The sequence below is a fragment of the Variovorax defluvii genome (genome assembly GCF_039541515.1).
GTDB classification, from domain to species: domain Bacteria; phylum Pseudomonadota; class Gammaproteobacteria; order Burkholderiales; family Burkholderiaceae_C; genus Variovorax; species Variovorax defluvii.
Map to the genome: position 1 here is coordinate 23,984 of NZ_BAABGJ010000028.1, position 25,736 is coordinate 49,719.

18 protein-coding genes are annotated in these 25,736 nt (G+C 68.3%); 6 read left to right on the forward strand and 12 right to left on the reverse strand.

The features are described 5' to 3' along the window. The 8 genes from narH to ABEA07_RS15200 all read right to left on the reverse strand — a co-directional run bounded on the left by narH (window position 1) and on the right by ABEA07_RS15200 (window position 14,636). On the reverse strand, window positions 1-1,533 hold the full coding sequence (gene narH / locus ABEA07_RS15165; RefSeq protein ID WP_345538851.1) for a nitrate reductase subunit beta: 1,533 nt from the start codon (window positions 1,531-1,533) through the stop codon (window positions 1-3). After that, the gene (locus ABEA07_RS15170) at window positions 1,530-5,378 is read right to left on the reverse strand and encodes a nitrate reductase subunit alpha (RefSeq protein WP_345538852.1); all 3,849 of its coding nucleotides are present in this window, start codon (window positions 5,376-5,378) and stop codon (window positions 1,530-1,532) included. The genes narH and ABEA07_RS15170 overlap by 4 nt, the downstream gene beginning before the upstream one ends. Window positions 5,379-5,404: 26 nt before the next feature. Then, window positions 5,405-7,057, reverse strand: a complete 1,653-nt coding sequence (locus ABEA07_RS15175; protein WP_345538853.1) for an MFS transporter — start codon at window positions 7,055-7,057, stop codon at window positions 5,405-5,407. Further along, window positions 7,054-8,343, reverse strand: a complete 1,290-nt coding sequence (locus ABEA07_RS15180) for an MFS transporter (RefSeq protein WP_425584139.1) — start codon at window positions 8,341-8,343, stop codon at window positions 7,054-7,056. The genes ABEA07_RS15175 and ABEA07_RS15180 overlap by 4 nt, the downstream gene beginning before the upstream one ends. Before the next feature lie 164 nt (window positions 8,344-8,507). Further along, window positions 8,508-9,179, reverse strand: a complete 672-nt coding sequence (locus tag ABEA07_RS15185; RefSeq protein ID WP_345538855.1) for a response regulator — start codon at window positions 9,177-9,179, stop codon at window positions 8,508-8,510. Window positions 9,180-9,196: 17 nt separating this feature from the next. Continuing rightward, window positions 9,197-11,128, reverse strand: coding sequence for a type IV pili methyl-accepting chemotaxis transducer N-terminal domain-containing protein (locus ABEA07_RS15190; RefSeq protein WP_345538856.1), 1,932 nt, complete (start codon window positions 11,126-11,128; stop codon window positions 9,197-9,199). 91 nt (window positions 11,129-11,219) lie between these two features. Continuing rightward, window positions 11,220-11,792, reverse strand: coding sequence for a hemerythrin domain-containing protein (locus ABEA07_RS15195; RefSeq protein ID WP_345538857.1), 573 nt, complete (start codon window positions 11,790-11,792; stop codon window positions 11,220-11,222). A gap of 177 nt (window positions 11,793-11,969) precedes the next feature. Then, window positions 11,970-14,636, reverse strand: coding sequence for a hypothetical protein (locus ABEA07_RS15200; RefSeq protein ID WP_345538859.1), 2,667 nt, complete (start codon window positions 14,634-14,636; stop codon window positions 11,970-11,972). 767 nt (window positions 14,637-15,403) lie between these two features. On the opposite strand from ABEA07_RS15200, the gene ABEA07_RS15205 reads away from it, so the two are divergent. From ABEA07_RS15205 to ABEA07_RS15220, 4 genes are all read left to right on the forward strand, one after another. Beyond that, a complete protein-coding gene (locus ABEA07_RS15205) occupies window positions 15,404-16,426 on the forward strand; it encodes an ABC transporter substrate-binding protein (protein ID WP_345538860.1) in 1,023 nt (340 codons plus the stop codon). A gap of 39 nt (window positions 16,427-16,465) precedes the next feature. After that, window positions 16,466-18,649 (forward strand): ABC transporter permease, encoded by a 2,184-nt coding sequence (locus ABEA07_RS15210; RefSeq protein WP_345538861.1) that lies wholly within the window; start codon window positions 16,466-16,468, stop codon window positions 18,647-18,649. A gap of 14 nt (window positions 18,650-18,663) precedes the next feature. Next, complete coding sequence (locus tag ABEA07_RS15215) at window positions 18,664-19,722, forward strand: ABC transporter ATP-binding protein (RefSeq protein WP_345538862.1); 1,059 nt, start codon at window positions 18,664-18,666, stop codon at window positions 19,720-19,722. A gap of 99 nt (window positions 19,723-19,821) precedes the next feature. Further along, entirely contained in the window at window positions 19,822-20,112 is a 291-nt protein-coding gene (locus ABEA07_RS15220) for a DUF1330 domain-containing protein (protein ID WP_345538863.1), read from the forward strand. Window positions 20,113-20,125: 13 nt separating this feature from the next. Here ABEA07_RS15220 and ABEA07_RS15225 read toward each other — a convergent pair whose 3' ends face one another. Together ABEA07_RS15225 and ABEA07_RS15230 are read right to left on the reverse strand one after the other, a co-directional pair. After that, complete coding sequence (locus ABEA07_RS15225; protein ID WP_345538865.1) at window positions 20,126-20,584, reverse strand: GAF domain-containing protein; 459 nt, start codon at window positions 20,582-20,584, stop codon at window positions 20,126-20,128. Window positions 20,585-20,685: 101 nt separating this feature from the next. After that, window positions 20,686-22,269, reverse strand: a complete 1,584-nt coding sequence (locus ABEA07_RS15230) for an MFS transporter (RefSeq protein WP_345538866.1) — start codon at window positions 22,267-22,269, stop codon at window positions 20,686-20,688. A gap of 176 nt (window positions 22,270-22,445) precedes the next feature. Here ABEA07_RS15230 and ABEA07_RS15235 point away from each other — a divergent pair, with 176 nt between their 5' ends. Then, on the forward strand, window positions 22,446-22,991 hold the full coding sequence (locus ABEA07_RS15235; RefSeq protein ID WP_345538867.1) for a septal ring lytic transglycosylase RlpA family protein: 546 nt from the start codon (window positions 22,446-22,448) through the stop codon (window positions 22,989-22,991). A 283-nt stretch (window positions 22,992-23,274) separates the two neighbouring features. Continuing rightward, window positions 23,275-24,213: a 1-acyl-sn-glycerol-3-phosphate acyltransferase gene (locus ABEA07_RS15240; RefSeq protein WP_345538869.1), complete on the forward strand. Its 939-nt coding sequence runs from the start codon at window positions 23,275-23,277 to the stop codon at window positions 24,211-24,213. A 4-nt stretch (window positions 24,214-24,217) separates the two neighbouring features. Here the strand turns inward: ABEA07_RS15240 and ABEA07_RS15245 are convergent, their stop codons facing one another. Together ABEA07_RS15245 and ABEA07_RS15250 are read right to left on the reverse strand one after the other, a co-directional pair. Then, window positions 24,218-24,886, reverse strand: a complete 669-nt coding sequence (locus ABEA07_RS15245) for a hypothetical protein (protein WP_345538870.1) — start codon at window positions 24,884-24,886, stop codon at window positions 24,218-24,220. Window positions 24,887-24,900: 14 nt separating this feature from the next. After that, window positions 24,901-25,581, reverse strand: coding sequence for a TetR family transcriptional regulator (locus tag ABEA07_RS15250; RefSeq protein ID WP_345538871.1), 681 nt, complete (start codon window positions 25,579-25,581; stop codon window positions 24,901-24,903). Between the last annotated feature and the right edge of the window lie 155 nt (window positions 25,582-25,736).

Sequence of the window (25,736 nt, forward strand, 5' to 3'; positions counted from 1 at the left end):
TCAGACCTCCGCCCGGATGGGAATGGTGCGCTTTTTCTCGCTGCCGAACAGGCTGAGCTCGCTGTTGCCCTCCGAACAGCCGTTGCCGAAGCTGAAGCCGCAACCGCCGCGCACGTTGAAGGTGTTCTCCGCGTACTCGCGATGGGTCGAGGGAATGACGAAGCGGTCCTCGTAGTTGGCGATCGCCATGACCTGGTACATCTCCTCGACCTGCGCCTGGCTGAGGCCCACCTGCGCCAGCACGTCGTGGTTGATGCGCCCGTCCACGTGCTTGTCGCGCTGGTAGGCGCGCATGGCCAGCATGCGCTCGAGCGCGCTCACGACGGGCACGGTGTCGCCGGCGGTCAGCAGGTTGGCCAGGTAGTTGACCGGAATGCGCAACTGGCCGACATCGGGAATCTGCCCGTTGCTGCCCACGTGCCCCGCATTGGCGGCGGCGCTGATGGGCGACAGCGGCGGCACGTACCACACCATGGGCAGGGTGCGGTACTCGGGGTGCAGCGGCAGGGCCACCTTCCACTGCACCGCCATCTTGTAGACCGGGCTGTGGCGCGCCGCGTCCATCCACTTGTCGGGAACGCCGTCGAGCCGCGCCTGCGCGATCACCGCCGGATCGTCCGGGTCGAGAAAGATGCCGAGCTGGGCCCGGTACAGGTCGCGGTCGTGCTCCACGCTCGCGGCCTCCTCGATGCGGTCGGCGTCGTAGAGCAGCACGCCCAGGTAGCGGATGCGGCCGACGCAGGTCTCGCTGCACACGGTCGGCTGTCCGGCCTCGATGCGCGGGTAGCAGAAGATGCACTTCTCGGCCTTGCCGCTCTTCCAGTTGTAGTAGATCTTCTTGTAGGGGCAGCCGCTCACGCACATGCGCCAGCCGCGGCACTTGTCCTGGTCGATCAGGACGATGCCGTCTTCCTCGCGCTTGTAGATCGAGCCGGACGGGCACGACGCGACGCAGGCCGGGTTGAGGCAGTGCTCGCACAGGCGCGGCAGGTACATCATGAAGGTGTTCTCGAACTGGCCGAGCATGTCCTTCTGCATCTGCTCGAAGCCGTCGAGGTTGCTGTCCTTGCTGCGCCTGGAGAACTCGCCGCCCAGGATCTCCTCCCAGTTCGGGCCCCAGACGATCTTGTCCATCTGCTGGCCGGTGATCAGGCTGCGCGGGCGCGCCGTGGGGGCGGCCTTCATCTCGGGCGCCGACTGCAGGTGGCCGTAGTCGAAGGTGAAGGGCTCGTAGTAGTCGTCGATCTCGGGCAGGTTCGGATTGGCGAAGATGCGCATCAGCAGCTTCCACCTGGCGCCCTGCCGGGGCTCGATCGTCCCGTTGGCCTTGCGCACCCAGCCGCCGTTCCACTTGTCCTGGTTCTCCCACTCCTTCGGGTAGCCGATGCCTGGCTTGGTCTCGACGTTGTTGAACCAGGCGTATTCCATGCCGGGGCGGCTGGTCCAGACGTTCTTGCAGGTCACGGAACAGGTGTGGCAGCCGATGCACTTGTCGAGGTTGAGCACCATCGCGATCTGGGCGCGGATCTTCATGCGACTTCTCCTTGGGCCTGCACGGGGCGAATGCGTTCATCGGCGACCGGCGTGTCGAGCCAGTCGACCCGGTTCATCTTGCGCACGACCACGAACTCGTCGCGGTTGGTGCCGATCGTCCCGTAGTAGTTGAAGCCGTAGCTGAGCTGGGCGTAGCCGCCGATCATGTGGGTGGGCTTGAGCACGATGCGCGTCACGCTGTTGTGGATGCCGCCGCGCGCGCCGGTGATCTCGGAGCCCGGCGTGTTCACGATCTTCTCCTGCGCGTGGTACATCATGACCATGCCCGGCCTGACGCGCTGGCTCACCACGGCGCGCGCCGCGATCGCGCCGTTGAGGTTGAACAGCTCGATCCAGTCGTTGTCGACGATGCCGGCGCGCTTCGCGTCCTCCTCGCTGAGCCACACGCAGGGCCCGCCGCGGCTGAGCGTGAGCATCAGCAGATTGTCGGTATAGGTGGAGTGGATGCCCCACTTCTGGTGCGGCGTGATGAAGTTCAGCGCGATCTCGGGGTTGCCGTTCGGCTTGACGCCCTGGATGCCGGCGGTGGTCTTCAGGTCCACCGGGGGCCGGTAGCTGGCGAAGCCCTCGCCGAAGGCGATCATCCACGGGTGGTCGAGGTAGAACTGCTGCCGCCCGGTCAGCGTGCGCCACGGAATCAGCTCGTGCACATTGGTGTAGCCCGCGTTGTAGGAGACCGTCTCGCTCTCGATGCCGCTCCAGGTCGGCGAGCTGATGATCTTGCGCGGCTGCGCCTGGATGTCGCGGAAGCGGATCTTCTCGTCCTCGCGGTGGATCGCCAGGTGCCGGTGGTCGCGCCCGGTCTGCCGGCCCAGCGCCTCCCAGGCCTTCACCGCCACGTGGCCGTTGGTCTCGGGCGCCAGCATCAGCACCACCTCGGCCGCGTCGATGTCGCTCTCGATGCGCGGCATGCCGCAGGTCACGCCGGGATCGGTGACGACGCCGGAGAGCTCGCCCAACTGCTTCACCTCGACCTGCGTGTTCCAGCCGATGCCCTTGCCGCCGTTGCCGGCCTTGCCCATCAGCGGCCCGAGGGCGGTGAAGCGCTTGTACAGGTTGGGGTAGTCGCGCTCCACCACCTGCAGGTTCGGCGCGGTCTTGCCCGGCAGCAGCTCGCATTCCCCGCGCTTCCAGTCGCGCACCTCGAAAGGCTGGGCCAGCTCGGCGGGGCTGTCGTGCATCAGCGGCGTCAGCACCAGCTCGCGCTCCACGCCGAGGTGGCCGACGCAGACCTCGCTGAACTTCCTCGCGAAGCCCTTGTAGATGTCCCAGTCGCTGCGCGACTGCCACGCCGGGTCCACGGCCGTGGACAGCGGGTGGATGAAGGGATGCATGTCGCTGGTGTTGAGGTCGTTCTTCTCGTACCAGGTGGCCGTCGGCAGCACGATGTCGCTGTACAGGCAGGTGGTGCTCATGCGGAAGTCGAGCGTGACCAGCAGGTCCAGCTTGCCCTCGGGCGCCTTGTCGTGCCACACGACCTCCCGGGGCCTGGCTTCCTCGGCGCCGAGGTCCCTGCCCTGCACGCCGTTGCCGGTGCCCAGCAGGTGCTTGAGGAAGTACTCGTGCCCCTTGCCGCTGGAACCCAGGAGGTTGGAGCGCCAGACGAACATGTTGCGCGGCCAGTTGTCCGGGTGGTCGGGGTCGGTGCAGCTCATCCTGAGCGTGCCGTCCTTCAGCGCCCGGGCGGCATAGTCCTTCGGATCGACGCCGGCGGCCTGGGCGTCGCGCACCACCTGCAGCGGGTTGGTCTGCAGCTGCGGCGCGCTCGGCAGCCAGCCCATGCGCTCGGCGCGCACGTTGTAGTCGATCATGCTGCCCGCGTACGCCTTCTTGTCGGCCAGCGGCGAGAGCACTTCCTGGAGATCCAGCTTCTCGTAGCGCCACTGGTCGGTGTGTGCGTAGAAGAAGCTGGTGCTGTTCATCTGGCGCGGCGGCCGGATCCAGTCGAGCGCGAAAGCCAGCGCGGTCCATCCCGTCTGGGGGCGCAGCTTCTCCTGGCCGACGTAGTGCGACCAGCCGCCGCCGCTCTTGCCGATGCAGCCGCACAGCATCAGCAGGTTGATGACGCCCCGGTAGTTCATGTCGCTGTGGTACCAGTGGTTCATCGCGGCGCCGATGATCACCATCGAGCGGCCCTGCGTCTTGTGCGCGTTCTCGGCGAACTCGCGTGCGACCGTGATCACCTGCTCGCGCGGGGTGCCGGTGATGCGCTCCTGCCAGGCCGGCGTGTAGGGCGTGTCGTCGTCGAAGCTGCAGGCGGCGCGGGCGACACCGCCGGGCGCAGGGGCGCCCTCCTCGCCGTCCAGGCCGCGCGCCACGCCGTAGTTCGCCACCTGCAGATCGAACACGGTGGCCACCAGCGCTTCGCGCGGCTCTCCGGCCTTGCCGAGCGCGATGCGCCGAACCGGCACGGTGCGCACCAGCACCTCGGCCTGCTCGTGGCCTGGCGCCTGCCCGCCGGCGACGCCGCCGAAGTACGGAAAGGCGACGCGGGCGGTCTCGGCGCCCGGCGCATCGCCCTCCAGCACCGAGAGCCTGAGCTTCACCTCGTGCCCGTGGCGCGCCTCCCTGGCCTCCAGGTTCCACTGGCCGACGTCGGCCCGGCCATCGGGCCCCCAGCGAAAGCCGATCGCCCCGTGGGGGAGCACGACCTTTCCCTGCTCGTCGAAAGCGACCGTCTTCCATTCGGGGTTGTTGGCCTGGCCGAGCTTGCCGTTGAAGTCCGACGCGCGCACATAGCGGTCCGGAACCAGGACGACCTCGCCGCTGGGCAACGGGTGCTCCTTGAGCATCACCAGCATCGGCATGTCGGTGTAGCGGCGCAGGTAGTCGTCGAAGTAGGCGCTGCGTTCGCGCCCGTCATCGGGGAAGTAGAACTCCTTCAGGATCACGTGGCCCATCGCCATGGCCACGGCCGCGTCGGTGCCCTGCTTCGGATGCATCCAGAGGTCGGCCAGCTTGGCGACCTCGGAATAGTCCGGCGTCACGGCCACCGTCTTCGCACCCTTGTAGCGCACCTCGGTGAAGAAGTGCGCGTCCGGCGTGCGGGTCTGCGGCACGTTGGAGCCCCAGGCAATGATGTAGCTGGCGTTGTACCAGTCGGCCGACTCCGGCACGTCGGTCTGCTCGCCCCAGATCTGCGGGCTGGCCGGCGGCAGGTCGCAGTACCAGTCGTAGAAGCTCATGCACACGCCGCCGATCAGGCTGAGGTAGCGGCTGCCGGCGGCGTAGCTGATCATCGACATGGCCGGGATGGGCGAGAAGCCGATGATCCGGTCCGGACCGTGCTTGCGGATCGTGTAGACGTTGGCCGCGGCGACGATCTCGTTGACCTCGTCCCAGCTCGAGCGCACGAAGCCGCCGAGGCCGCGCACCTGCTGGTAGTCGCGGCGCCTGCCCTCGTCCTCGACGATCGAGGCCCAGGCGTCCACCGGGTCGTGCGCGAGGCGCGCCTCGCGCCAGTGCCTGAGCAGGCGACCGCGCACCATCGGGTATTTGACGCGGTTCGCGCTGTACAGGTACCAGCTGTAGCTGGCACCGCGCGCGCAGCCGCGCGGCTCGTGGTTGGGCATGTCCCAGCGCGTGCGCGGGTAGTCGGTCTGCTGGGTCTCCCAGGTGACGATGCCGCCCTTGACGTAGATCTTCCACGAGCACGAGCCGGTGCAGTTGACGCCGTGGGTCGAGCGCACCACCTTGTCGTGCGCCCAGCGGTTGCGGTAGGCGTCCTCCCAGGTCCGGTCTTCGCCCGTGACGAGGCCGTGCCCGCCGGAGAAGGTCTCGCGCGGTTGGCTGAAGTAGCTGAGGCGGTCGAGAAAATGACTCATGGAATCGGCTCCGGAAGTTGCGTGGCTCAGGGGTTCTTCACGTACGCGCCGGCACGCAGGTAGAACCACCAGTTGAGGACGAGGCACAGCGCATAGAACACGGCGAAGCCGTACATGGCGAGTTCGGGCGTGGCGGCGCGGATCTGGGCGCCGATCACCACCGGCGCGACGAAGGCGCCGTAGGCCGCGACGGCGGAGGTCCAGCCGAGCACGGGGCCGGCCTGCTGCCGGTCGAAGATCACGCCGATGGTGCGGAAGGTCGAGCCGTTGCCGATGCCGCTGGCGGTGAAGAGGACCACGAACAGCGCCATGAAGAGCAGGAAGTACTGCTCGGGCGTCGGCGAACGGTAGGCCAGCAGCATCACGTAGCCCACCGCGGTGGAAGCGACCACCATCACGGCCGAGATGATCTGGGTGACGATGGAGCCGCCGATTTTGTCCGAGATCCAGCCGCCCACCGGCCGCACCGCCGCGCCGATGAAGGGCCCGATCCACGCGTAGGTCAAGGCCGATGGCGCGTTGGGGTTCTTCAGCGCGTGCTGCATCACGCCGGACGCATCCGGCACGTGGCTCACGCCGAAGATCACGGTGATGGCCAGCGGCAGCGCCATCGAGAACCCGATGAAGGAGCCGAAGGTGACGATGTACAGCAGCGTCAGCGCCCAGGTGTGGCGGTTGCGGAAGATGCCGAACTGTCTGGCGATGCTCTCCTTCATCGGGCCGAAGGCGGTGAGCTTGAGCACGAACAGCGTGCTGACGATGATCAACGGCATCGCGAGCCACATGTTCAGCACCCCCAGCCCGGTGGGCGCCGGCAGGTACAGGTACAGGCCGACGCCGGCCGGCACGAAGGACAGCGTGTAGAGCCAGATGATCTTCAGGAAGGCAACGATCGCGCCGCCGGTGTCCGGCGAGACGGTCTTCAGGTTGTTCATGCCGAACCAGCACAAGGCCGACAACGGCACCAGCGACAGCAGCCAGGCGAAGCCCGCGTTCTGGACCCAGGTGGGGGTGCCGGCCGGGATCTTTCCGAAGATCCAGCCGCTGTCCTTGACCAGGGTCATCGGCTCGCCGCCGAATGCGCCGAACAGCCCGACCGTCATCACCAGCGGGACGACGATCTGCATGCTGGTCACGCCGAAGTTGCCGAGCCCCGCATTCAGCCCCAGGGCCGTGCCCTGCAGCCGCTTGGGAAAGAAGGTGCTGATGTTGGACATGGAGCTGGCGAAGTTGCCGCCGCCGACCCCGGACCACAGCGCCATCAACTGGAAGGCCCACAGCGGCCAGTCCTTGTGCTGCAGCACGATGCCGGTGCCGATGGCCGGCGCCAGCAGCATGGCGGTGGTCAGGAAGATGGTGTTGCGGCCGCCGGCCAGGCGGATCAGGAAGGACGCCGGGATGCGCATGGTCGCGCCGGCGAGCCCCGAGATCGCAGTCAGCGAGAACAGCTCGGCCTGGCTGAACGGAAAGCCCAGGTTCAGCATCTGGACCGTGATGATTCCCCACATGCCCCAGATCGCGAAGCCGCACAGCAGAGCGGGCACCGAGATCCAAAGGTTGCGGTAGGCGATGCGGCGCCCGGTGGCGGCCCAGAAGGCCTCGTCTTCGGGGCGCCAGTCGGCGATGTCGGCCCCGCTCGCGGGCGGCATCGGCGAGGGGGTGTCGATGGTGGGGTTCATGAGGGCTCCTGCAGGGAGGGAGAAGCAGTGCTTCCGCCGAGGCTGAACGCATGGGCGCGCCGGCCCATCACCTCGATGCCGCGCACCTCGGTCCAGTACATCCAGATGAGCGAGACCCAGACCACGCCGTACATCAGCATGAAGGCGCTGGAGCGGATGCCGGTGAGGTCGACCAGCGCGCCGAACATGATCGGCAGCACGAAGCCGCCCAGCCCGCCGGCCAGGCCGACGATGCCGCTGATGGTGCCGATGTTGTCCGGGTAGTCGTCCGCGATGTACTTGAAGACCGAGGCCTTGCCGAAGGCGAACGCGATGCCGAGCAGGAACATCAGCCCGGTGAAGGCGTAGACGTTCAGGCCGATGTGGAAGGTCTTCGGGCCGGCGAGGGTGAGGATGGTGAAGTCGGTCTGCGGGTAGCTCAGGAGAAACAGGCAGATCCAGCTCACCCACATCACCCACCAGGTGACCGCGTGCGCGCCGTACCTGTCGCTCAGCCAGCCGCCCACGGCGCGCAGCACGCCGCCGGGCAGGGAGAAGCAGGCGGCCAGCAGCGCCGCCGTGCGGATGTCCAGGCCGTACTCGCCGATGTAGTACTGCACCATCCACAGGCTCAGCGCCACGTAGCCGCCGAACACGATGCTGTAGTACTGGCAGTACTTGACGACCTTCGGCTCCTTCAGTGCGCGCAACTGGTCCGTGAAGCGCGTGTGGCTCGGCACGCGGTGCGCCGGGTCGCTGGCACTGAAGGCCCAGAACAGCAGCAGGGTGCCGAGCATGACGGCGGCATACACCTTGGGCACGAGGGTCCACCCGAAGGCGACGACCAGCGCCGGCGCGATGAACTTGTTGACCGCCGCGCCCGAGTTGCCCGCGCCGTAGACGCCCATCGCGAAGCCCTGGCGGTTCTTCGGGTACCAGCGCGCCACGTAGGGCGTGCCCACCGAGAACGAGCCGCCGGCCAGTCCGACGAAGAGACCGATGACCAGGAAATGCCAGTACGCGGTCGCGTAGCTCATCAGCCAGATGGCCGGCACGGTGAGCGCCATCAACAGCGCCATCACGATGCGGCCGCCGTATTTGTCGGTCCAGATGCCCAGGGGCACGCGGATCAGCGACCCGGTGAGCACCGGCGTGGCAGTGAGCAGGCCGAACTCGGTGGCGTTGAGGTCCAGCGCCTTCTTGATCGGGATGCCGATCACGCCGAACATCATCCAGACCATGAAGCACACGGTGAATGCCAGCGTGCTGACCATCAGCACCGCCAGTGCCTGGCTTGTCTTGCTCATGGCCATGTCCGCTCCTTGCTCATGCTTCGACTCTAGGGAGCGCCGGCGCTGTCCGGCATCCTTCGGTGGTAGCGAAGCGGGCGCGCAAGAGGACGATGCGGCCGGGTGCCGGCATCCTCCAAAAGAACTATCGGCAGGAGACGGCGGCGCGGGGCACCGGCAGATCAGGCCAGTCCATGCTCGACCGCGATCACGGCGGCCTGCACGCGGGAACTCACATCGAGCTTGCGCAGGATGTGCTGGACATGGATCTTGACGGTGGTCTCGGCAATGCCCAGCGAGCGGGCGATCTCCTTGTTGCCCTGGCCGCCGGCGATGCCGCGCAGGATGTCCTGCTCGCGCGGCGACAGCGCGGCCAGCGGCGATGCCGGTGCCGCCGGCGCGACCTGCGGCGACGCGGCATCGCGGTAGGCCGCCACCAGCTTGCCGGTCATCTCTTCGGCCACGATGCTTTCGCCGCGCATGGCCCTGCGGATGGCCGCGGCCAGCGCGTCGCCCTCGATCGTCTTGAGCAGGTAGCCGCTGGCGCCCGCGCGCAGCGCGCCCGCGAGGTCGTGTTCGTCTTCGCTGACGGTCAGCATGAGCACCCGCGCCGCCGGCACGGCCTCGCGCAACGCCGGCAGGGCATCGACGCCGGTGACGCCCGGCAGGTGGTTGTCCAGCAGGATCAGGTCGGGCTGAAGTTCCTCGGCCCGGCGCTGGGCTTCACCGGCGTCGCCGGCGTCACCGACGACCTCGAAGGCCGGATCGCGGTGCAGCAGTGCCGTCAGTCCGCGGCGGAACAGCGTGTGGTCGTCCACCACCAGGATGCGGATCTTCGCCGGAAGCGGGTTCATAGGGTCGCTCAGATCGCTCAGGCTGCGCGAAGCTGCGGTTGCACGAGACCCTCGCGGTCGTGACTGCCGGTGCCGGGCGGCATCGGCAGGGTCAGGACGACCGAGGTGCCCCGCCCGGGCGAAGACAGCACTTCGAGCTGCGCGCCCAGACGTTCCGCACGCTCGGCCATGATGCGCAAACCCACGTGCGTCTCATCGGCTGCGCCATCGCCTTCAGGAAGGCCGAGACCGTCGTCGCGTACCTCGAGTCTCCACTGCGGCGTCTGCTGCACGTCCAGCCACACCCGGCTGGCCCGGGCGTGCTTGCGGACGTTCGACAGCGCCTCCTGCACGATGTGCAGCACCTGGATCTGGGTGTCCGGAAGCAGCGGCAGTCCCTGGCCGGCCATTCGGAGGCTGGCCTTCAGGCCGCTGTGGTGCTCGAACTTGCGCAGCGTCGTGAGCAGCGCCGGCTCGATGTCCTCGCTGCTGGCGCGGGTGCGGAAATGCATCAGCAGCTCGCGCACGTCGCCGTAGCTCTCGCGCACGCCGATGTCGATCTCCCCGAGCACGTGCCGGACCTGCGTGTCGTCGCCGGCCGCGAGCGCATCCCGCATCAGCTGGACCTGGATCTTCAGGAACGCGAGCGACTGCGCGATCGAGTCGTGCAGCTCGCGCGCGAGCAGGCCGCGCTCCTGGGAAATCGCGGCCTCCAGGCCGAGTGAATTGAGCCGGAGGTTCTCCATGGCGCCGGCGAGATGGACGGTGAGCGACTCCAGCAGGGAGCGCTCGGCCTCGGAGATGGTGACCCGGGCATGGAAGAACAGGTCGACCTCCCCCATCAGCCGCTCATGCAGCCGGATGGGCACCGAGACCACGGTTTCGAAACCGGCCTGCGCGCAATGCTGCATGCGCATGGCCTGCATGTCGCGGATCGGTATCACGCGCGCGCGCGCCGGCTTGTGCACCGCGCCGCAATGGCAGTCGCCGGCCGCGATGCACTGTTCGGCGTCGGTCATCGCCTGCGGCAGGCCCTGCGAGGCCAGCATCAGGTACCGGCGGTTCCCCTCGTCCGACCAGCGCAGGGCGACGCCATCGGCATGTGCGATGCCGGCGATGCTGCGAGTGAACCCGCGCGCCAGTTCATCCAGCGTCGAGGCCTGGGCCGCCAGCGTCGTGACCTCGTACAGGCATTCCAGCCGGCCGCGCTCTTCCTCCAGCTGAGCCGTCTTGCACCGCACCCGGCTCTCGAGGTCGCGGTACATGGACTGCAGTTGTCCGGCCATGTCGTTGAAGCCGCCCGCCAGGGTGGCGAACTCGTCCGTGCTGGTGTGCGCGACGCGGGCGCCGAGATCGCCGCCCTGGAGGCGATGAATCGCGCGCTCCAGCAGGCCCAGCGGTTCCAGCACGAAGCGGTAGCCGGTGTGCACCAGCACCGCCGCGCCGATCAGCGACACGCCGATCATCGCGACCTGCAGCAGGTGCATCAGTGCCGTCCACCGCGACAGCCGGGCCTCGATGCCGGAGACCAGCGCGTCGATCGCCGCCGTGAACGCGCCGGCACCGGTGCCCAGGCCGTCCGTGCCGGCGCTGCGAGGTGACGGCGAATCGAGCAGCTGTGCGTGGAAGTCGACCCAGCTGCGCTCGACCCGGGCGAAGCGTTCGCGCACGGTGTCGTCCCAGGGCACGAACAGCGGCCGTTCGGCATCGCCGCCGCGCAGCAGTTGCAGACTGCGCTCGAACTCCGCCACCTGCCGCGACAGTGCCTGCGAATCGGCCGCGCGCGCCGACAGGACCATCCGATAGGCCTGCATGCGCATGCGCCCGGCTTCGTTGACGGCGGCGGCGCCGCCCTCGATCTGCCAGGACATGTAGACCAGGGTGGCGATGGCGCACAGCGTGGCGAGCAGGAACGGCGTGGCGACCAAGGCCAGCTTGGCGCCAAGGGTCCATTGCCGGGGTCTGTTCATTGCGAAACATGTGGCTTGCGGCCGCCGCATTGTCCGCCCCGCATCGAGCGTTCGCTTGATCCAGATCAAGCACCGGAACCCCGCCGATGTATCAGTCTCTGTGGGCGCCATCCTCCGGCCGTGCGGCCATCAGTTCGCGCAGCCTGCGGTAGGTCGCAGTCGGCGCGGCGCCGAACAGGGGATCCGGGCCTGCCGGGGCGGCCCGGGCAACGGTCTCCCGGTCCTGTTCCGTCAGCAGCACCGCCGCGCGCGGCAGGATCAGCCTTTCCTCGGTCGACAGATGATTGCGGTAGTAGGCAAGGTAGAGCGCTGCCGCTGCCTCCACGGTCGCGCGCAGGACCACGGCATCGCCGATGACCTGATTCAATCGTGCCGCCAGTTCATCGCCGGCGAAAGCGATGACCCGGTGCTCCTGCAGCAACCTGTTGATCGGCAGGCGCAGCGTCGGGTCGCGTGCCACCAGGCATTCGAACGCGGCATCCTCGCGCGGATGGTGGAAGCTGTCTCCGTATTCCCGCAGGTACGAGACGATCTCGAGCATCAGCGGCAGATCCGGGCTTTCCCCTTCGCGAAAGCGGGCGAGCTGGTCCTCGAGCAGATCCAGAAGCCGAGAGAAGCCCACATGCTCGGCATGCCATTGCGCGGTCATCGTCGTGTTGTCCATGGAACCTCCAGGAATGGGTGAGACGCGATTCCAGTCTAGCCATCGGGGCCGCGAATTCCACGATCTGCATCAAGGTGCCTGCGTATCGTGGACGTGCCGAATTCGCATCGCCCAAACAAGAATGGCCCCAGCCGAAGCTGGGGCCATCGACACTCATCCGCGCAAACGTTCAGCCGCTCAAGGCACGTTCGACGAGTGCACCGCGAAGGGCTTGAAGGGCAGCGCCAGCTTGCCGGCGTACTCGCCGCGCAGGGTCATCGTGGGGCACACGCCGGGCGCCCAGCAGAAGTTCCGGTCCGGGTACACCAGGTCGCCGAAGCGGTAGTTGTCGATGCTCTGGCCGCTGTAGTTGGCCACGCTGACGATGTTGCCCTTGGTCGAGTAGTTGTCGGACATGGTCACCATGATCGGGTCGACGCGCGAATCCTCCATCGTGCGCAGGATGGTGCCGCTGTTGCCGTTGGCGGCGAACTTGACCCAGCCCCACTTGCGGTTGGCGCGGTCGGTGAAGATCAGCATCGTGTTGATCGGATCGGCCTGGTCCACATAGTCCTTGGCCGCCGCCAGGTGCGTGATGTTGTTGCCCAGGCCCGTCACGGCGCCCACTTCGGCGATCTCCGCCGGCGTGCCGGCGGCCGGCTTGGGGCCCTGCACGTAGCCACCCAGCGAGAAGATGTGCAGCTTGCCGCCCTCCGTCGCCACCCAGGCGCGGGCGTAGTGCGCGTCCGACTCCCAGTACATGTCGTTGGGCGGCGCCATGCGCTTGCGATCGTCCTTGCTCCAGTAGCTGTAGGTCGAGGTCGTCAGCACGCTGGTGGGCTTGTCGGCGAGCGTGACGGTCTTGATGATCGTCGGCGCGGCCTGCGGGCGGTCCGCCAGCAGGTAGGGCCACTGGTTGGCCGCGAGGCCGACCTTCTGCGTCTCGAGGTTGCTCGCGGCGCTGCCGAGGTACATGTCGTTCGTGTACTTGAAGAGCGGGCCGAGGTCCATGAAGGCCACGGTCTTCTCCGACTTGGACGCGATCACCGCGATGCCGCCCTTGGCGTACTTCTCGTAGTACTCGCCACCCGGCAGCAGCCTGGCGCGGTTGTTGGCCATGGGTGAGGCCTCTTTCGCCATGCCCGACAGGGCGCCGTTGGGGGCGTAGACGACAGCCGCATAGGGATGCATGCCGGTCGTCACCTTGATCGAGGTCGGCGCCTTCATGTTGGCCGGCAGGTCGACGTAGCCCAGCACTTTCATGAAGATGTAGTTGCCCTGGTTGAAGAAGCCGGGGTGGACCATGTCCATCCAGTCGTGCCACCAGTCGTACTTGGCGCCGTCGAGCGTGCAGCGCTCGCAGCTGCCGCCCAGCGAGACGACCGCGACCTGGCCCTTGCGGTTGACGGTGTCCCACACCGTCACGAAGGCGAACTCGCCGCCGCCGGTCACCGAGATCGCGGTGGGCACCTTGCCCAGGGCAAGCTTGACGCTGGCGCGGTTCTGCGCGGTGTACGTCCCCACCGTGAAGAGGGTGGCCGGCTTGGTCGGGCTGCCTTGCGTGGCGACCAGCGACAGGCGGGTCGAGGGGCTGTCCGCCGCGTTCTCGCCGCGGTCTTCCACGATCGGCAGGTCGGCCGGGTCGTTGGGCGACAGCACGCCAGCGCGGTAGTAGTCGTCGACGGCGCTGGGCAGCAGGCGCTTGTCCTGCCACAGCAGCTGCGGGCGCTGCATGAAGGTCACGCGATCGGTGGCCTGCGACTGGAACCAGCCCAAGGCGCTCGACAGCGAGCTGCCGCTGGCCGGCGTCCCGATGGCCGCGCCGTGGATGCTCACGTAGAGATTGGCCGCCGAGTTGTTTTCCGCGCCGTGCTGGTAGTACAGGTCGTTGCCCGGGCCGTGGTTGATCGCGCCCACGTCATTGCGCAGGGGCAGCGTTTCCACGCCGGTCTTGGTCGCCGCCGGGCCGAAGCGGTAGGCGATGCCTTCGGCCTGCCCATATTTGTAGGCGATGCTTTCGTAGGCACCGGGCACGACGGCGCCGCTGGTGTCGACCACGTCGCCGCTGACAGGGGATGGCGCCGGAGCAGGTGCAGGTGCAGGTGCAGGGGCAGGGGCCGGAGCGGGGGCGCTGGGCGCGGTTACCGGGGCCGGTGCCGGTGCCGGTGCCGGTGCCGGCGCTGGCGCCGGAGCAGGTGCCGGGGCGGCACCGGCGGAGACACAGGTCTTCACGGTCATGAATGCCGGGTCGCCGCCGAAGAAGGCATTGGAGCAGGTGGCGGTCCCGGTCACGGTGCGCGTGAACCAGCGCGAGTCGGCACCGTACTTCACCAAGGTCGGCGCGGGCACGGTGAAGGAGGCGTCTTCCCGCGCGAGCAAGGTGCCGGCAGCGGGTGCGGGCGGCGGCGGCGGCGGCGCCGACGGCGTGTAGCAGGCCTTGACCACGTATTCGGCCGGATCGCGCCCGAAGGTGGCGTTGTTGCACACCACGGTGCCGGACAGTTCCTTGGTCACCCAGCCGGCGTTCGCGCCGTACTGCACGGACGTCGGAGCCGAGAGCTTGAAGCTCTGGCCTTCCACGGCCACTTTGATCCAGCTCGCATCGGGCTTGGCTACTGCCGCCGTCTTGCGGGTCGCGGCGGTGTCGATCGACGAGGAGGTGCCGACGGCCTGATCGGCCACCATCACGACCGTGCCATCGGTCGTCACCGCATCGGACTTGGCGGCGGAAGCGGCCGCGGGGGAGGACGCATCCGCGCCCTGAGAGAACGGAAAACCGCCGGCGCCGCTGCCGCCGCCGCCGCAACCGGCGAGCGCGCCTGCCGTGACGGCCAGCAGAAGTGCGCATTTGTCGAGTGAATTCACACCAAACTCCAGTCAGATCGAAAAAAAGAAAAAAAGAAATTCCCGCGCCCTGCCGGGCGCAAAAAATCACTTGAACGAAATCGTCGAAAAGGAAGCGCTATCGCCGCGCTGGCGGGCAGGCACCGTGCGGGGCCGCACGGCCTGCCGATCGGCAGAGGTCGAACCGGGGTCTCATCGGTCCGCTGAGTACTTGCGTACTCTTCTCAGTGGTCTGGGTCGCCGTTGCTCACTGCGACAAGAGTTTTCATGTGTCGTCTATTGCGTCCATCGTTTCTTGAATGGTCGCCATTGTCCCGGAGCCAAAAAATTCGTGCTTTGCAATGAATCTCGCAAATCATGCAGAAAGTCACAGCGCGGAGCGTCTCAATCGTCGAAATGGGTTGACGAGGCAAATAGGATTAATCGTTTCGCAGACATGGTTTCATTTCATAATTAATGAAACTTCATTAACGGTAGCCCGAAAGGTGTACGTAGGCAACGTCCTACAGACGTAGGAATCCCTCCTACAGGCGTGTCGGACGCCTCCGTCGAAGCCTTTTCGGCGCCGAATACACCGTTAGACGCCTCGGGTTCTCTTGACAAAGCGCAACCGCCGCCGGATGCACGCCCGGCGGCGCTGCCCAACCCCTCAGAACCCGAGGGGCGCCGGCGTCGATGGTTTTCACCGATCCTCCTTCCCGCCCCGCTCGCTAAGCTGCACGAAACCGTCACCGCATCGACACAGCCGAGGCCGCCGCCTCGCTCTGGGTGACCCGGATGTCCAGAAGATGAAACAACTCCAGCGCTCGGCCGCCGCCGCACTCTGCCTTGCCACCTTCGCCGGTGGCGCTTGCGCGCAGACCGTCAACGTGATCTGCTCCGTCCAGGCGGAATGGTGCAACGTCATCTCCACGGTCTACGCCCGCACGACGGGCGTGAAGATCAACATGGCGCTCAAGGGCTCGGGCGAGGCGCTCGCGCAGCTCATCGCCGAGAAGGACAACCCCAAGACCGACGTCTGGTTCGGCGGTACCGGCGATCCGCACCTGCAGGCCGCCGAGCAGGGCCTCACGCTCGAGTACAAGTCCGCGGCGCTGCCGCAGCTCCACGCCTGGGCCCAGCAACAGGCCAGACAGTCGGGCTACAAGACGGTAGGCATCTACTCGGGTCCGCTCGGCTTCGGCTACAACCCCGAGCTGCTGGCCAAGAAGAAGCTGCCCGTGCCCAAGACCTGGGCCGATCTGCTCAAGCCCGAGTACAAGGGCGACATCCAGGTGGCCAACCCGGCCTCCAGCGGCACGGCCTACACGATGATCGCCACGCTCGTGCAGCTGATGGGCGAGGACAAGGCCTTCGACTACCTCAAGGCGCTGCACAGGAATGTGGGCCAGTACACGCGCTCCGGCACCGGCCCGATCAAGGCCGTCGCGCGCGGCGAGACGGCCGTCTCCATCAGCTTCGTGCACGACGGGCCGGGCGAGAAGATGCAGGGCTTCCCGGTCGAGACCATCACGCCCGCCGACGGCACCGGCGCCGAGATCGGTTCGATGAGCATCATCAAGGGCGCGCGCAACCTCGATGCCGCGAAGAAGTTCTACGAGTGGGCGTTGACGCCTTCCGCGCAGGAACTCGGCGCCGCCAACAAGCAGTTCCAGTTGCCGAGCAACGTGAACGCCAAGCTCGATCCACGCATCCCCGATTTCAAGAAGATCAAGTTCATCGACTACGACTACGCGAAGTACGGCGCCAGCGCCGAGCGCAGGCGCTTGATCGCGCGCTGGGAAAAGGACGTCAACTCGCTGCCTCGCTGAGTGCGTGCCACGGCGAGATCGCGAACGGCCTCGGCCCCCGTGTGGGCCTGCATCCTGGCGGGGTGCCTCGCCTACCTGCTGCTTCCCTGGTACGCGGTGCAGGACACCGCCTGGTACGAGGTGCTCCCGCAGGTGTTCGGACCGGCAGAGGCGGCCAACGGCATATGGCAGGCGGCTTATCAGGGCCGGCCGTGGTTGTTCGCCGGTGCCGCCGGCCTGATCGTCTGCGCCCTCGGCGCGCTGTTGCCGCCCGGCCGGGCACAAGGCCACGTGCTGGCACTCGGCGGCGGCGTGGGGCTGGTGCTGCTCGTGGGCGCGGGCCTGCTGATCGGCGCGCGCGGCTGGAGCGTCGGCAGCTTCAACACGATGTTCGGCGAGCTGCCGGTCAATCAGTTCGGCATGGGCGCCGGTGCCTCTGTGGTGCTCACGATGCTGCTGATGCTGGCCGCCTTCGGCATCGCGCGGCAGGGCTACTTCAAGGGCGATCTGTTCGTGTCGGCGGCAGTGCTGGGCTGCGCTGTGCTGCTGGCGGTATTCATCGCCTACCCCGTCAGCAAGGCGCTGGGCGGGGCTTTCCTGGACGAAGACGGGCGCGCCTCGCTGTCCGCCTTCGTCGCGCGCATCGCGACCGAGCGCGTCTGGGGGCTCGGCTGCCTGGCCGGCGGCGTGCGTTGCGGGGTCGCGTGGAACACGCTGGTGCTGGCACTGCTCACCGCCGCGGGCACGACCTTCCTCGGCACCTCGATGGCGCTGATGGCGGAGCGCAGCGGACGCCGCTGGCAGGCGCCGATGCGCGTGCTGGCGCTGCTGCCGATCATCACCCCGCCCTTCGTCGTCGGCCTCGGCCTGATCCTGCTGTTCGGCCGCGCCGGCGTGGTCAACCAGCTGCTCGAGAACGTCTTCGGGATCGAGCCGACGCGGTGGTTCTACGGCCTGCCCGGCATCCTGGTGGCGCAGCTGTTCGCCTTCACGCCGATCGCCTTCATGATCATGCGCGGCGTCGTCCAGGGCGTGGCGCCGAGCCTGGAAGAAGCCGCACTGATGCTGCGCGCGGACCGGCGGCGCGCCTTCTTCACCGTCACGCTGCCGCTGCTCAAACCGGGGCTGGCCAACGCCTTCCTGGTCGGCTTCATCGAAAGCATCGCGGACTTCGGCAACCCGGTGGTGGTCGGCGGCCAGTACTCGGTGCTGTCCACGGACATCTTCTTCGCGATCGTCGGCGCGCAGTACGACCAGGGGCGCGCGGCCTCGCTGGCCTGGGTGCTGACGCTCTTCGCGCTCGCGGTGTTCGCCATCCAGCGCGGCGTGCTGGGCCGCAGCAACTTCACCACGGTGAGCGGCAAGGGAGACGCGGGCATCCCGATGGCGCTGCCGGATGGCGTGCGGCGCACCATCTACGCGGTGGTGCTGCCCTGGATCGCGTTCACGCTGGTGGTGTATCTCTTCGCCTTCGCCGGCGGCTTCGTGCAGACCTGGGGGCGCGACTACACGCCGACGCTTGCGCATTTCCGCACGGCCTTCTCGCTGGAGTGGAGCGAGTTCGGCCTGGTGTGGGCGGGCACGGCCTGGAACTCGCTCTTCACCACGCTGAAGCTGGCGGGCATCTCGGCACCGATCACCGCCGCCCTGGGCCTGCTGATCGCGTGGCTGCTGGCGCGCAACGCGTTCCGCGGCCAGGGGGCCTTCGAGTTCGCCGCGCTGCTGGCCTTTGCCATTCCCGGCACCGTGCTCGGGGTCAGCTACATCCTCGCCTTCAACGTGCCGCCGCTGGAGCTGACCGGGACCGGGCTGATCATCGTGCTGTGCTTCATGTTCCGCAACCTGCCGGTGGGCGTGCGCGCGGGCACCGCCGCTTTCAAGCAACTCGACCGCTCGCTCGACGAGGCCTCCCTGATGCTGCGCGCCTCGACCTTCCAGACGCTGCGCCACGTGGTGCTGCCGCTGCTCAAGCCGGCGCTGGTGGCGGCACTGGTCTACAGCTTCGTGCGGGCGATGACCACGGTGAGCGCGGTGATCTTCCTGGTCACGGCGGAAAACGAACTGGCCACCACGTACATCATCGGCCGGGTCGGCAACGGCGACTACGGGATCGCGCTGGCCTACTGCACCGTGCTGATGGTGCTGATGTCGATGGCGGTCGCGCTGGTCCAGGCGCTGGTGGGCGAGCGGCGGCTCGGCCGGCGCAAGACCGCTGCGCCGACCGTGGCCGTGCCCGCACCCTGATCCCCGGAGAGCACATGAACAACGGCATCGAGTTCCGCGCGGTCACCAAGCGCTACGGCCGCGACGCCAGCGCGCCGCTGGCGGTCAAGGGCATCAGCTTCGAAGTGCCGGCCGGGACGCTGACCACGATCCTCGGCCCCTCCGGCTGCGGCAAGACCACCACGCTGCGCATGATCGCGGGCCTGGAGTCGCCCACCTCCGGCACCATCCTCATGGGCGGCCGCGACGTGACCACGCTGGGCCCCGGCGAGCGCAACGTGAGCATGATGTTCCAGAGCTACGCGCTCTTCCCGCACATGGACGTCGTCACCAACGTCGCCTATGGGCTGCGCATGAGCGGCGTGAACAAGGCGGACGCGCGGGCGCGGGCGCGGGAGGCACTGCGCGGCGTGGGCCTGGTCGATTTCGACGAGCGGCTGCCCAGCGAACTGTCCGGCGGGCAGCAGCAGCGCGTGGCCCTCGCGCGTGCGCTGGTGCTCGAGCCGGCGGTGCTGCTCTTCGATGAGCCGCTGTCGAACCTCGATGCGCGCCTGCGACGCGAGATGCGCGAAGAGATCCGGTCGCTGCAGCAGCGCCTGGGCCTGACCGTGGCCTACGTCACGCACGACCAGAGCGAGGCGCTGGCCGTCAGCGACCAGATCATCGTGATGGACCATGGCGTGATCGCGCAACGCGGCAGCCCCGCGACGCTGTACGGTTCGCCCGAGAGCGAGTTCGTCGCGGGCTTCATGGGCGAGGCGATGGTGTTTCCGGCCATGGTCGAACCGGGCGGCCGGGTGTCGCTCGGCCCCTTGACCTTGTCCACGCGGCACGAGATGTATTCCGGCGTGGTGAAGGTCGCGGTGCGACCCGAGGCCTGGCAGATCGGCGCGGCCGTCGGGATCGAGGCGGTGGTGCGCAAGGCCTCGTATCTGGGCAACTGCTTCGAGTACACCTTCGACACGCCGCTGGGGCCGGTGTTCGCCGTGTCGCCCGATCTGTCGCGGCCGCTGGCGCCCGGCGCCGAGACGCGGCTGGCATTGGGGAGCCATGGCGTGTCGGTGGTGCCGGTCGCGTCGGATGCGACGGGATAGGCGCGCAAGGCCGCTGCAGTCGCGCGATGCCGCGCATGTCGGGCGCAGGCGGCCACGAGCAGCCGCAGTTATATTGCCCCGCTCAACAAGGAGAATCGCATGGCAAAAGCCTATTGGGTCAGCGCGTACCGCGCCATCAAGGATGCCGACAAACTCGCGGCCTACGCACAACTGGCCGGCCCGGCCATCACCGGCGGCGGCGGCCGCTTCCTGGCGCGCGGCCTGCCCGCCAAGGTTTACGAGCACGGCCTGGCCGAACGCACGGTGCTGATCGAGTTCGACAGCGTCGAGCAAGCCCTGGCCGTGCACGACAGCCCCGCCTACCAGGCCGCACTGGCAGCGCTGGGCGACGGTGCCGAGAGGGATCTGCGGATCATCGAAGGGGCTTGAGCGCCCCGGGGGTTCAGGGCTCCACGAGATAGCCTGGCAGCAGCCTGGCCGCCCCCTGCAAAAGCTCGAACTCGTCGTCGGCGAGCGGCAGCGGTGCCATGTCGAAATGGCTCAGCGTGCCCCACAGCACACCGGCCTCGCTCACCAGCGGCACACTGTGATAGGAGACCACCACCCCCTGGTACGGGTGGCCCTCCAGCCGCGGGTCGGCCGTCGAATCGTCGGTCCGGAACGCGCTGTCTCGGCGAACGTACTGGCAGAAGCTCTGGTCGAACGGGACCGTCGCCAGGTACTGGGGCCGCCTGTCACCCAGCTTGTCGTGAAGAATGACGTTCTGAAGCTTCAGGCCTGCGAAGCGATAGACCGCGCTGTAGCGGTGCGGCACGCCTTCGTTCAGGTATGCAAGGGCCGCCACCGGCCCGTCGGCGCGCAGGACAGCCGACAACGTCTCCAGATTGCGGGGCAGAGCCATTGCGCGATTGTGGCGCTGCGCGCGACCGCGGTAACGATGAATACCCCGAAGTCGTCGCGGTCACTGACCAGGCGCAACGGGGGCAGCTCGAAGGCCCGCCCTCATCGCTCGGCAATGTAGTGCTGCATCGTCACGCCCTCGCCTTCGCGCAGGAACATCCGTACGCGTGCCTCCACCTCCTGGTCCGCCAGCGTGGCCCGGGCGCGCTGATGGAGGTAGTCGGCCCAGGAGGCCACGATGAACCGCTCCACATAGCGCGACGGGTCCGCCAGATCGCGGTACACGCGCCACAGCGTGGCACCGTCGCGGCGCCGCGAGGCACGCAGCTGGATCACCGCGTTCAGGAACGCCTCGGCTTCGCCGGGGCGGATGCGGTAGCCGATCTCCACCGACACCGGCCCGTCGTCCGGCAGCGGCTGCTCCTTGATGAAAAGATCCTCCCACAGTGCGACCGGCGTGACCTCCGGCTCGGCGCCCATGCGCAGCGGCAGCCAGCGGGCGAGGAATACGCCGCCCACCATGGCGAGTGCGGCGATGCTGAGCGCGACGCCCAGCCCGGTGACGCCGGACACCGCACCCCAGAAGGCCGAGCCGATCGCGAAGGAGCCCAGCGCGCTGACCGTGTGGAGTGCCACGGCCCGCGAGCGCACCCACGGCGGCGCGCTGGACTGCGTCGCGGTGTTGAAGGTGGCCATGACCGCCATCCACGCCGCGCCGCCGATGGCCAGCGCCGCGAAGACCACGGTGGGCACGCGCACGAAGGCGGCGATGAGCATCACGGCCGCGAACAGCATGCAACCCAGGGCGACGAGGCGCTCCAGGCCCAGGCGCGCACGCAGCCTGCCCAGCACCAGGCCGGCCGCCACCGCGCCGGTGCCCAGGCAGCCCATGAGAAAGCCGAAACCCGTGGCGCCCAGCTGGAGCTGCTGTGACGCGATGGCCGGCAACAGCGCCCACAACGCGGAGCCGGTGCCGCTGTAGGCCACGGTGCGCAGAAGTTGGGCCAGGATCACCGGCGAGTGCCGGGCGTAGCGAAGGCCTGCGATGGTCCCGCTCCAGAGGCGCTCGGCGGGCAGCCGCGACTGCGCATGCGGCGCGGGTGGCCAGCGGCGCACGGTCTGCATCATCACCAGCGCGCTCGCCAGCGCGAGCACGAAGACCCAGCCCGCGCCGAGCCACGCGAACACGAAGCCGGCGATCGACGGGCCCAGCGCACGCGCACTGTTCCATGCGATCGACATGGCCGTGATGGCCTGGGGCATGTCCTCGCGCGGCACGGCATCCGCCACGCTGGTGTTCCACGCCGGTGACAGCAGTGCGGTGCAGCAGCCGGCGGCAAAGGTGAACAGCAGCAGGGTGGCCGGCCCCGCCCAGCCCGCCAGCGCGAGCAGGGACAGCACGAGGACGATCGCGGCCTGGACGCCCAGCGACTTCAGGATCAGCCGTCGCCGGTCGTTGGTGTCGGCCAGCACACCGGCCGGCAGCGCCAGCAGGAACATGGGCAGGAACACGGCGGTCTGCACCAGCGCCGCGAGGAAGGACGAGCCGGTGAGCTCCACCATGAGCCACGATGCCGCCATGACCTGCATGGCATTGCCGGTGAAGTAGATGGCGCTGCCGGTCCACAGGCCCCGGAACGCGGGCAGGCGCAACGGGGTCCACAGCGAGTGCGATGCAGTTTGCATCGAACCATTGTCCCAGCAGTGAGCGGCGGCGCGGCTCCGACCGGGCGTGCGAAGCCCCAGGCGACGCGATGCCGGCGCGATCTGCCACGCGGAGCCGCAGGTGTCCGACATGCCGCATGCACCGCTCAGGCGATGCTTCTCGGCAGCCCACCCCCCTGCCTTTCCATGGAGCCACCATGATCCGCAAGCTGGCGCTGCCCTCTTCCCCTCGCTTCACGATCTTCTCGCTATGCATTGCAGGCGCGCTCTCGGGCTGCGCCCTCGTCACGCCCACGGCGCATGAGCCGGCTGCGCGAGGCGCACAACCGGATGGGCGCCCGACGAGCGCCGCGCCGGCAAAGCCGTCAGCATCGCCGACGGAGAAGCGGGAATCGAAGCCGTCGGCCAAAGCCGAGACCGATGAGGATCGGACCCACGGCAAACAGGTCGGCACGGCCTCCTTCTATGCCGACAAGTTCGCCGGCCGCAAGATGGCGGACGGCACCCGCATGGACCCCAGCGACAACAACGCCGCCCACAAGACGCTGCCCCTGGGCAGCACCGCCCGCGTGACCAACCTGGAGACCGGACGCAGCGCGGTGATCACCATCCAGGATCGGGGCCCGTTCGTGAAGGGCCGCATCGTCGACCTCTCGCCCGCCACGGCACGGGAGATCGGCCTGTCGCGGGAAGATGGGCTCGCCCCCGTCGAGGTCACGCCCTTGTCGATTCCGAAACGATGAGGACGCCGGTCCGCAGCGGAGGTCAGCCGCTTCCCACTCGATCTATGACACTCGGCTGATTTGCACGGCGGCGCCGCAGGCCCACAATCAATTCACGGTCGCGGCAACACCCATCGGGCACTCCGGGACCGCGGGGGCTCTCCGCGCGAACGAAAGTTGGCGGCGAGCCCCTTGTCATGCGCGGGTCGCGCGACATCAAGGGGCGGGTTTCTGTCGGGCGCCGTTCTTTGGAAGAATGGATGCCGTCGCAACAGCCCCGCCCCTTCGTCGGCGGATTCGGCAGATGAACGCCACAGCGTCCCCGTCACCGCTGATCGAGACACTGACCGAAGTCAATCTGGTCGACCTGCTCGACGCGATCGGCCTGCTGCGCCTGCGCCGCACGCCGCTGCGCCGCCTGTTCGTGCCGGCCGCACGCCGCTTCGCCCGGACGGCGAACGAGTTCGACAGCCGCGTCGGTGCGCAGGGCCTCGCGCAGGGCAGCGCGTGGCTGGTGGACCGGATGACGGCCGGCGTCGTCAGCGCGGGCCTGGAGCAGGTGCCGACCCAGGGCCCCGTGATGATCCTGGCCAACCACCCGGGCATGACCGACACGGTCGCCCTCTTCTCCTGCCTCGCCGCCCGTCCCGACCTGCGGGTGATCGCTTCGGACCGCCCCTTCCTGCGCGCCCTGCCCCACGTCGCGCGGCAACTCATCTTCCTGCCGGACGAGCCGGGCGGGCGCATGGCCGTGATGCGCGCCGCTGCACGGCATCTGCAGGAAGGCGGTGCGCTGCTCACCTTTCCCGCGGGCGACATCGAGCCCGATCCCGCGGTCTTCGGTCCGCAGCGGGCCGTGGCGTCGCTGCAGAACTGGTCGAGCAGCTACACCTTGTTCGCGCGCCTGGCGCCGCAGACGCGCTTCGTGCCGGCGCTGGTGAGCCATGTCATTTCGGCCGATGCGCAGCGGCATCCGCTCACACTGTTGCGCCGCACCGCGCGCGACAAGGAGAAGCTCGCCGCCGCCTTGCAGGTGGCGCTGCCGCGCTACCACGACGTGGTCGCGAGGATCAGCTTCGGCCAGGCGTCGTTCGCGGGGCCGGAGGGCGCGAAGGCGCTGGGCGCGACCATCGCGGCCCAGATGCGCCAGTTGATCCTGACGGCGCCGGTCGACGATCGGCGTGTGCAAGCGCTGCCACCGCTGCGAGCCGGACAGGCTCGGTCGCCGCTGCGCGGCCCCTGACCGGTCACCCTCCGCGCTCCTGCCGGCCCACGAGCCAGGTGAGCAGGGCCCCGGGCACGAGGAAGCCGAGGCAGACCAGCGTGCCGTGCAGCCGATGCGCCCACGGTTCGTCCAGCCCCGCGGCGTACTTCATCGGCGAGAGCCAGGGCGACAGGCTCGCGAACAGCACGGCCAGCACGACCGCGGGCCAGAGCAGGCTGACCCCGCGGCGGGCGGCGGCGGTCCATGCGAAGGCCATCAGGGCCGCGGCCAGGACGCCTTCCAGCACCCACGACGCGGTGCCCAGCTTGCCCCACAGCCCGTAGCCCACGTGGGCTTCGGCATAGGGGTACAGCGCCAGGTCGTCGTTGTGCACAGGCCAGTCCGCGATGAAGTGAGAGAAGGCGGCGACGAAGCCCAGCACCGCGACCCGCCTGCTGCGCAGGAAGAACGCGCCCCACAGCGCGGACCACACGAGCGCGGCCAGCAGCGAGTGGTCCCAGTCGATGAAGCGCAGATCGAAAAACAGGTAAGGCCCGGCGCGCAGATCCGGCGCCACGCGGTCCCAGCCCAGAACGATGAAGAGGCCGTTGAGGATGTCCAGGAAGCCTGCACCGAGCACCAGCGGCAAGGCAGGGACTTCCGGGTGGCGCGCCTTGAGGGCCAGGCCGATGGCGAAGTGGCCGACGTACATGCGGTGCCAGCGCTTCAGTCGTGCGGCTGGCCCCGGCCCCCGCCGGTGTCGCAGAGATAGCTGATCACCATGTCCGCCACCAGGGCCGGCCGCCGCGCCACGCGCTCCGGCGCGCCCAGGTCGACGTCGAGCACGTAGGAGAGCGTGTAGCGGTTGGTGACGAAGTACGAGCCGAGCCCCGAGATCGAGACGTAGAGATCGACCCAGTCCGCGTCCTGCCGGAACACGCCCTTTTCCTTGCCCTTCTCCAGCACCTCCGCCAGCAGGTTGCGCAGCGGATTGAACATCGCCGAGATGCGCTTCGACTTGCGGATGTGCACCGCCTTGTGCAGGTTCTCGGTCGACAGCAGCAGCAGGAAGTCGGGCTGGTCGATGAAGTGCTGCGTGGTCTTGAGCACCAGCTCGCGCATGTCGTGCACCGGGTCCTCGCCCGTGAGCGCCAGCTCGTTCTGCCGCTCGCGCATGGCGCCGTAGGCCCGCTCCATCACCTCCAGGAACAGGGCTTCCTTGCTCGCGAAGTAGTGGTAGACCAGGTTCTTGCTGATCTTGCAGCGGGCCACGATCGCATCGATGCGCGCGCCGTCGTAGCCACGCGCCGCGAACTCCTTGCTCGCGATGCGGAGGATGCGATCGCGCGTGGCCTGCGCGTTGCGCGGCCTGCGCCTGGCCGCCGCGGCCGGGGGACTCTCTGTCATGGGTTCACCAGTCGTTGGGGGGCGCGTCGCCCGCCGGGCGGAGTTTACAAGCGTCATTCGAATCTCCTGTCTGCTCGCAGTCCCGGCCGGCCGGGCCGGCCGCCCTGGAAAAACGCGGCGTTGACAAGCGCCGCGAGGGTTCCTATATTTCGCCT

Coding starts and splice junctions, on each gene's coding strand:
- narH (WP_345538851.1), bottom strand. CDS start 1,533: ATGAAGATCCGCGCCCAGATCGCGATGGTGCTCAACCTCGACAAGTGC.
- ABEA07_RS15170 (WP_345538852.1), bottom strand. CDS start 5,378: ATGAGTCATTTTCTCGACCGCCTCAGCTACTTCAGCCAACCGCGCGAG.
- ABEA07_RS15175 (WP_345538853.1), bottom strand. CDS start 7,057: ATGAACCCCACCATCGACACCCCCTCGCCGATGCCGCCCGCGAGCGGG.
- ABEA07_RS15180 (WP_425584139.1), bottom strand. CDS start 8,343: ATGAGCAAGACAAGCCAGGCACTGGCGGTGCTGATGGTCAGCACGCTG.
- ABEA07_RS15185 (WP_345538855.1), bottom strand. CDS start 9,179: ATGAACCCGCTTCCGGCGAAGATCCGCATCCTGGTGGTGGACGACCAC.
- ABEA07_RS15190 (WP_345538856.1), bottom strand. CDS start 11,128: ATGAACAGACCCCGGCAATGGACCCTTGGCGCCAAGCTGGCCTTGGTC.
- ABEA07_RS15195 (WP_345538857.1), bottom strand. CDS start 11,792: ATGGACAACACGACGATGACCGCGCAATGGCATGCCGAGCATGTGGGC.
- ABEA07_RS15205 (WP_345538860.1), top strand. CDS start 15,404: ATGAAACAACTCCAGCGCTCGGCCGCCGCCGCACTCTGCCTTGCCACC.
- ABEA07_RS15215 (WP_345538862.1), top strand. CDS start 18,664: ATGAACAACGGCATCGAGTTCCGCGCGGTCACCAAGCGCTACGGCCGC.
- ABEA07_RS15220 (WP_345538863.1), top strand. CDS start 19,822: ATGGCAAAAGCCTATTGGGTCAGCGCGTACCGCGCCATCAAGGATGCC.
- ABEA07_RS15225 (WP_345538865.1), bottom strand. CDS start 20,584: ATGGCTCTGCCCCGCAATCTGGAGACGTTGTCGGCTGTCCTGCGCGCC.
- ABEA07_RS15230 (WP_345538866.1), bottom strand. CDS start 22,269: ATGCAAACTGCATCGCACTCGCTGTGGACCCCGTTGCGCCTGCCCGCG.
- ABEA07_RS15235 (WP_345538867.1), top strand. CDS start 22,446: ATGATCCGCAAGCTGGCGCTGCCCTCTTCCCCTCGCTTCACGATCTTC.
- ABEA07_RS15240 (WP_345538869.1), top strand. CDS start 23,275: ATGAACGCCACAGCGTCCCCGTCACCGCTGATCGAGACACTGACCGAA.
- ABEA07_RS15245 (WP_345538870.1), bottom strand. CDS start 24,886: ATGTACGTCGGCCACTTCGCCATCGGCCTGGCCCTCAAGGCGCGCCAC.
- ABEA07_RS15250 (WP_345538871.1), bottom strand. CDS start 25,581: ATGACAGAGAGTCCCCCGGCCGCGGCGGCCAGGCGCAGGCCGCGCAAC.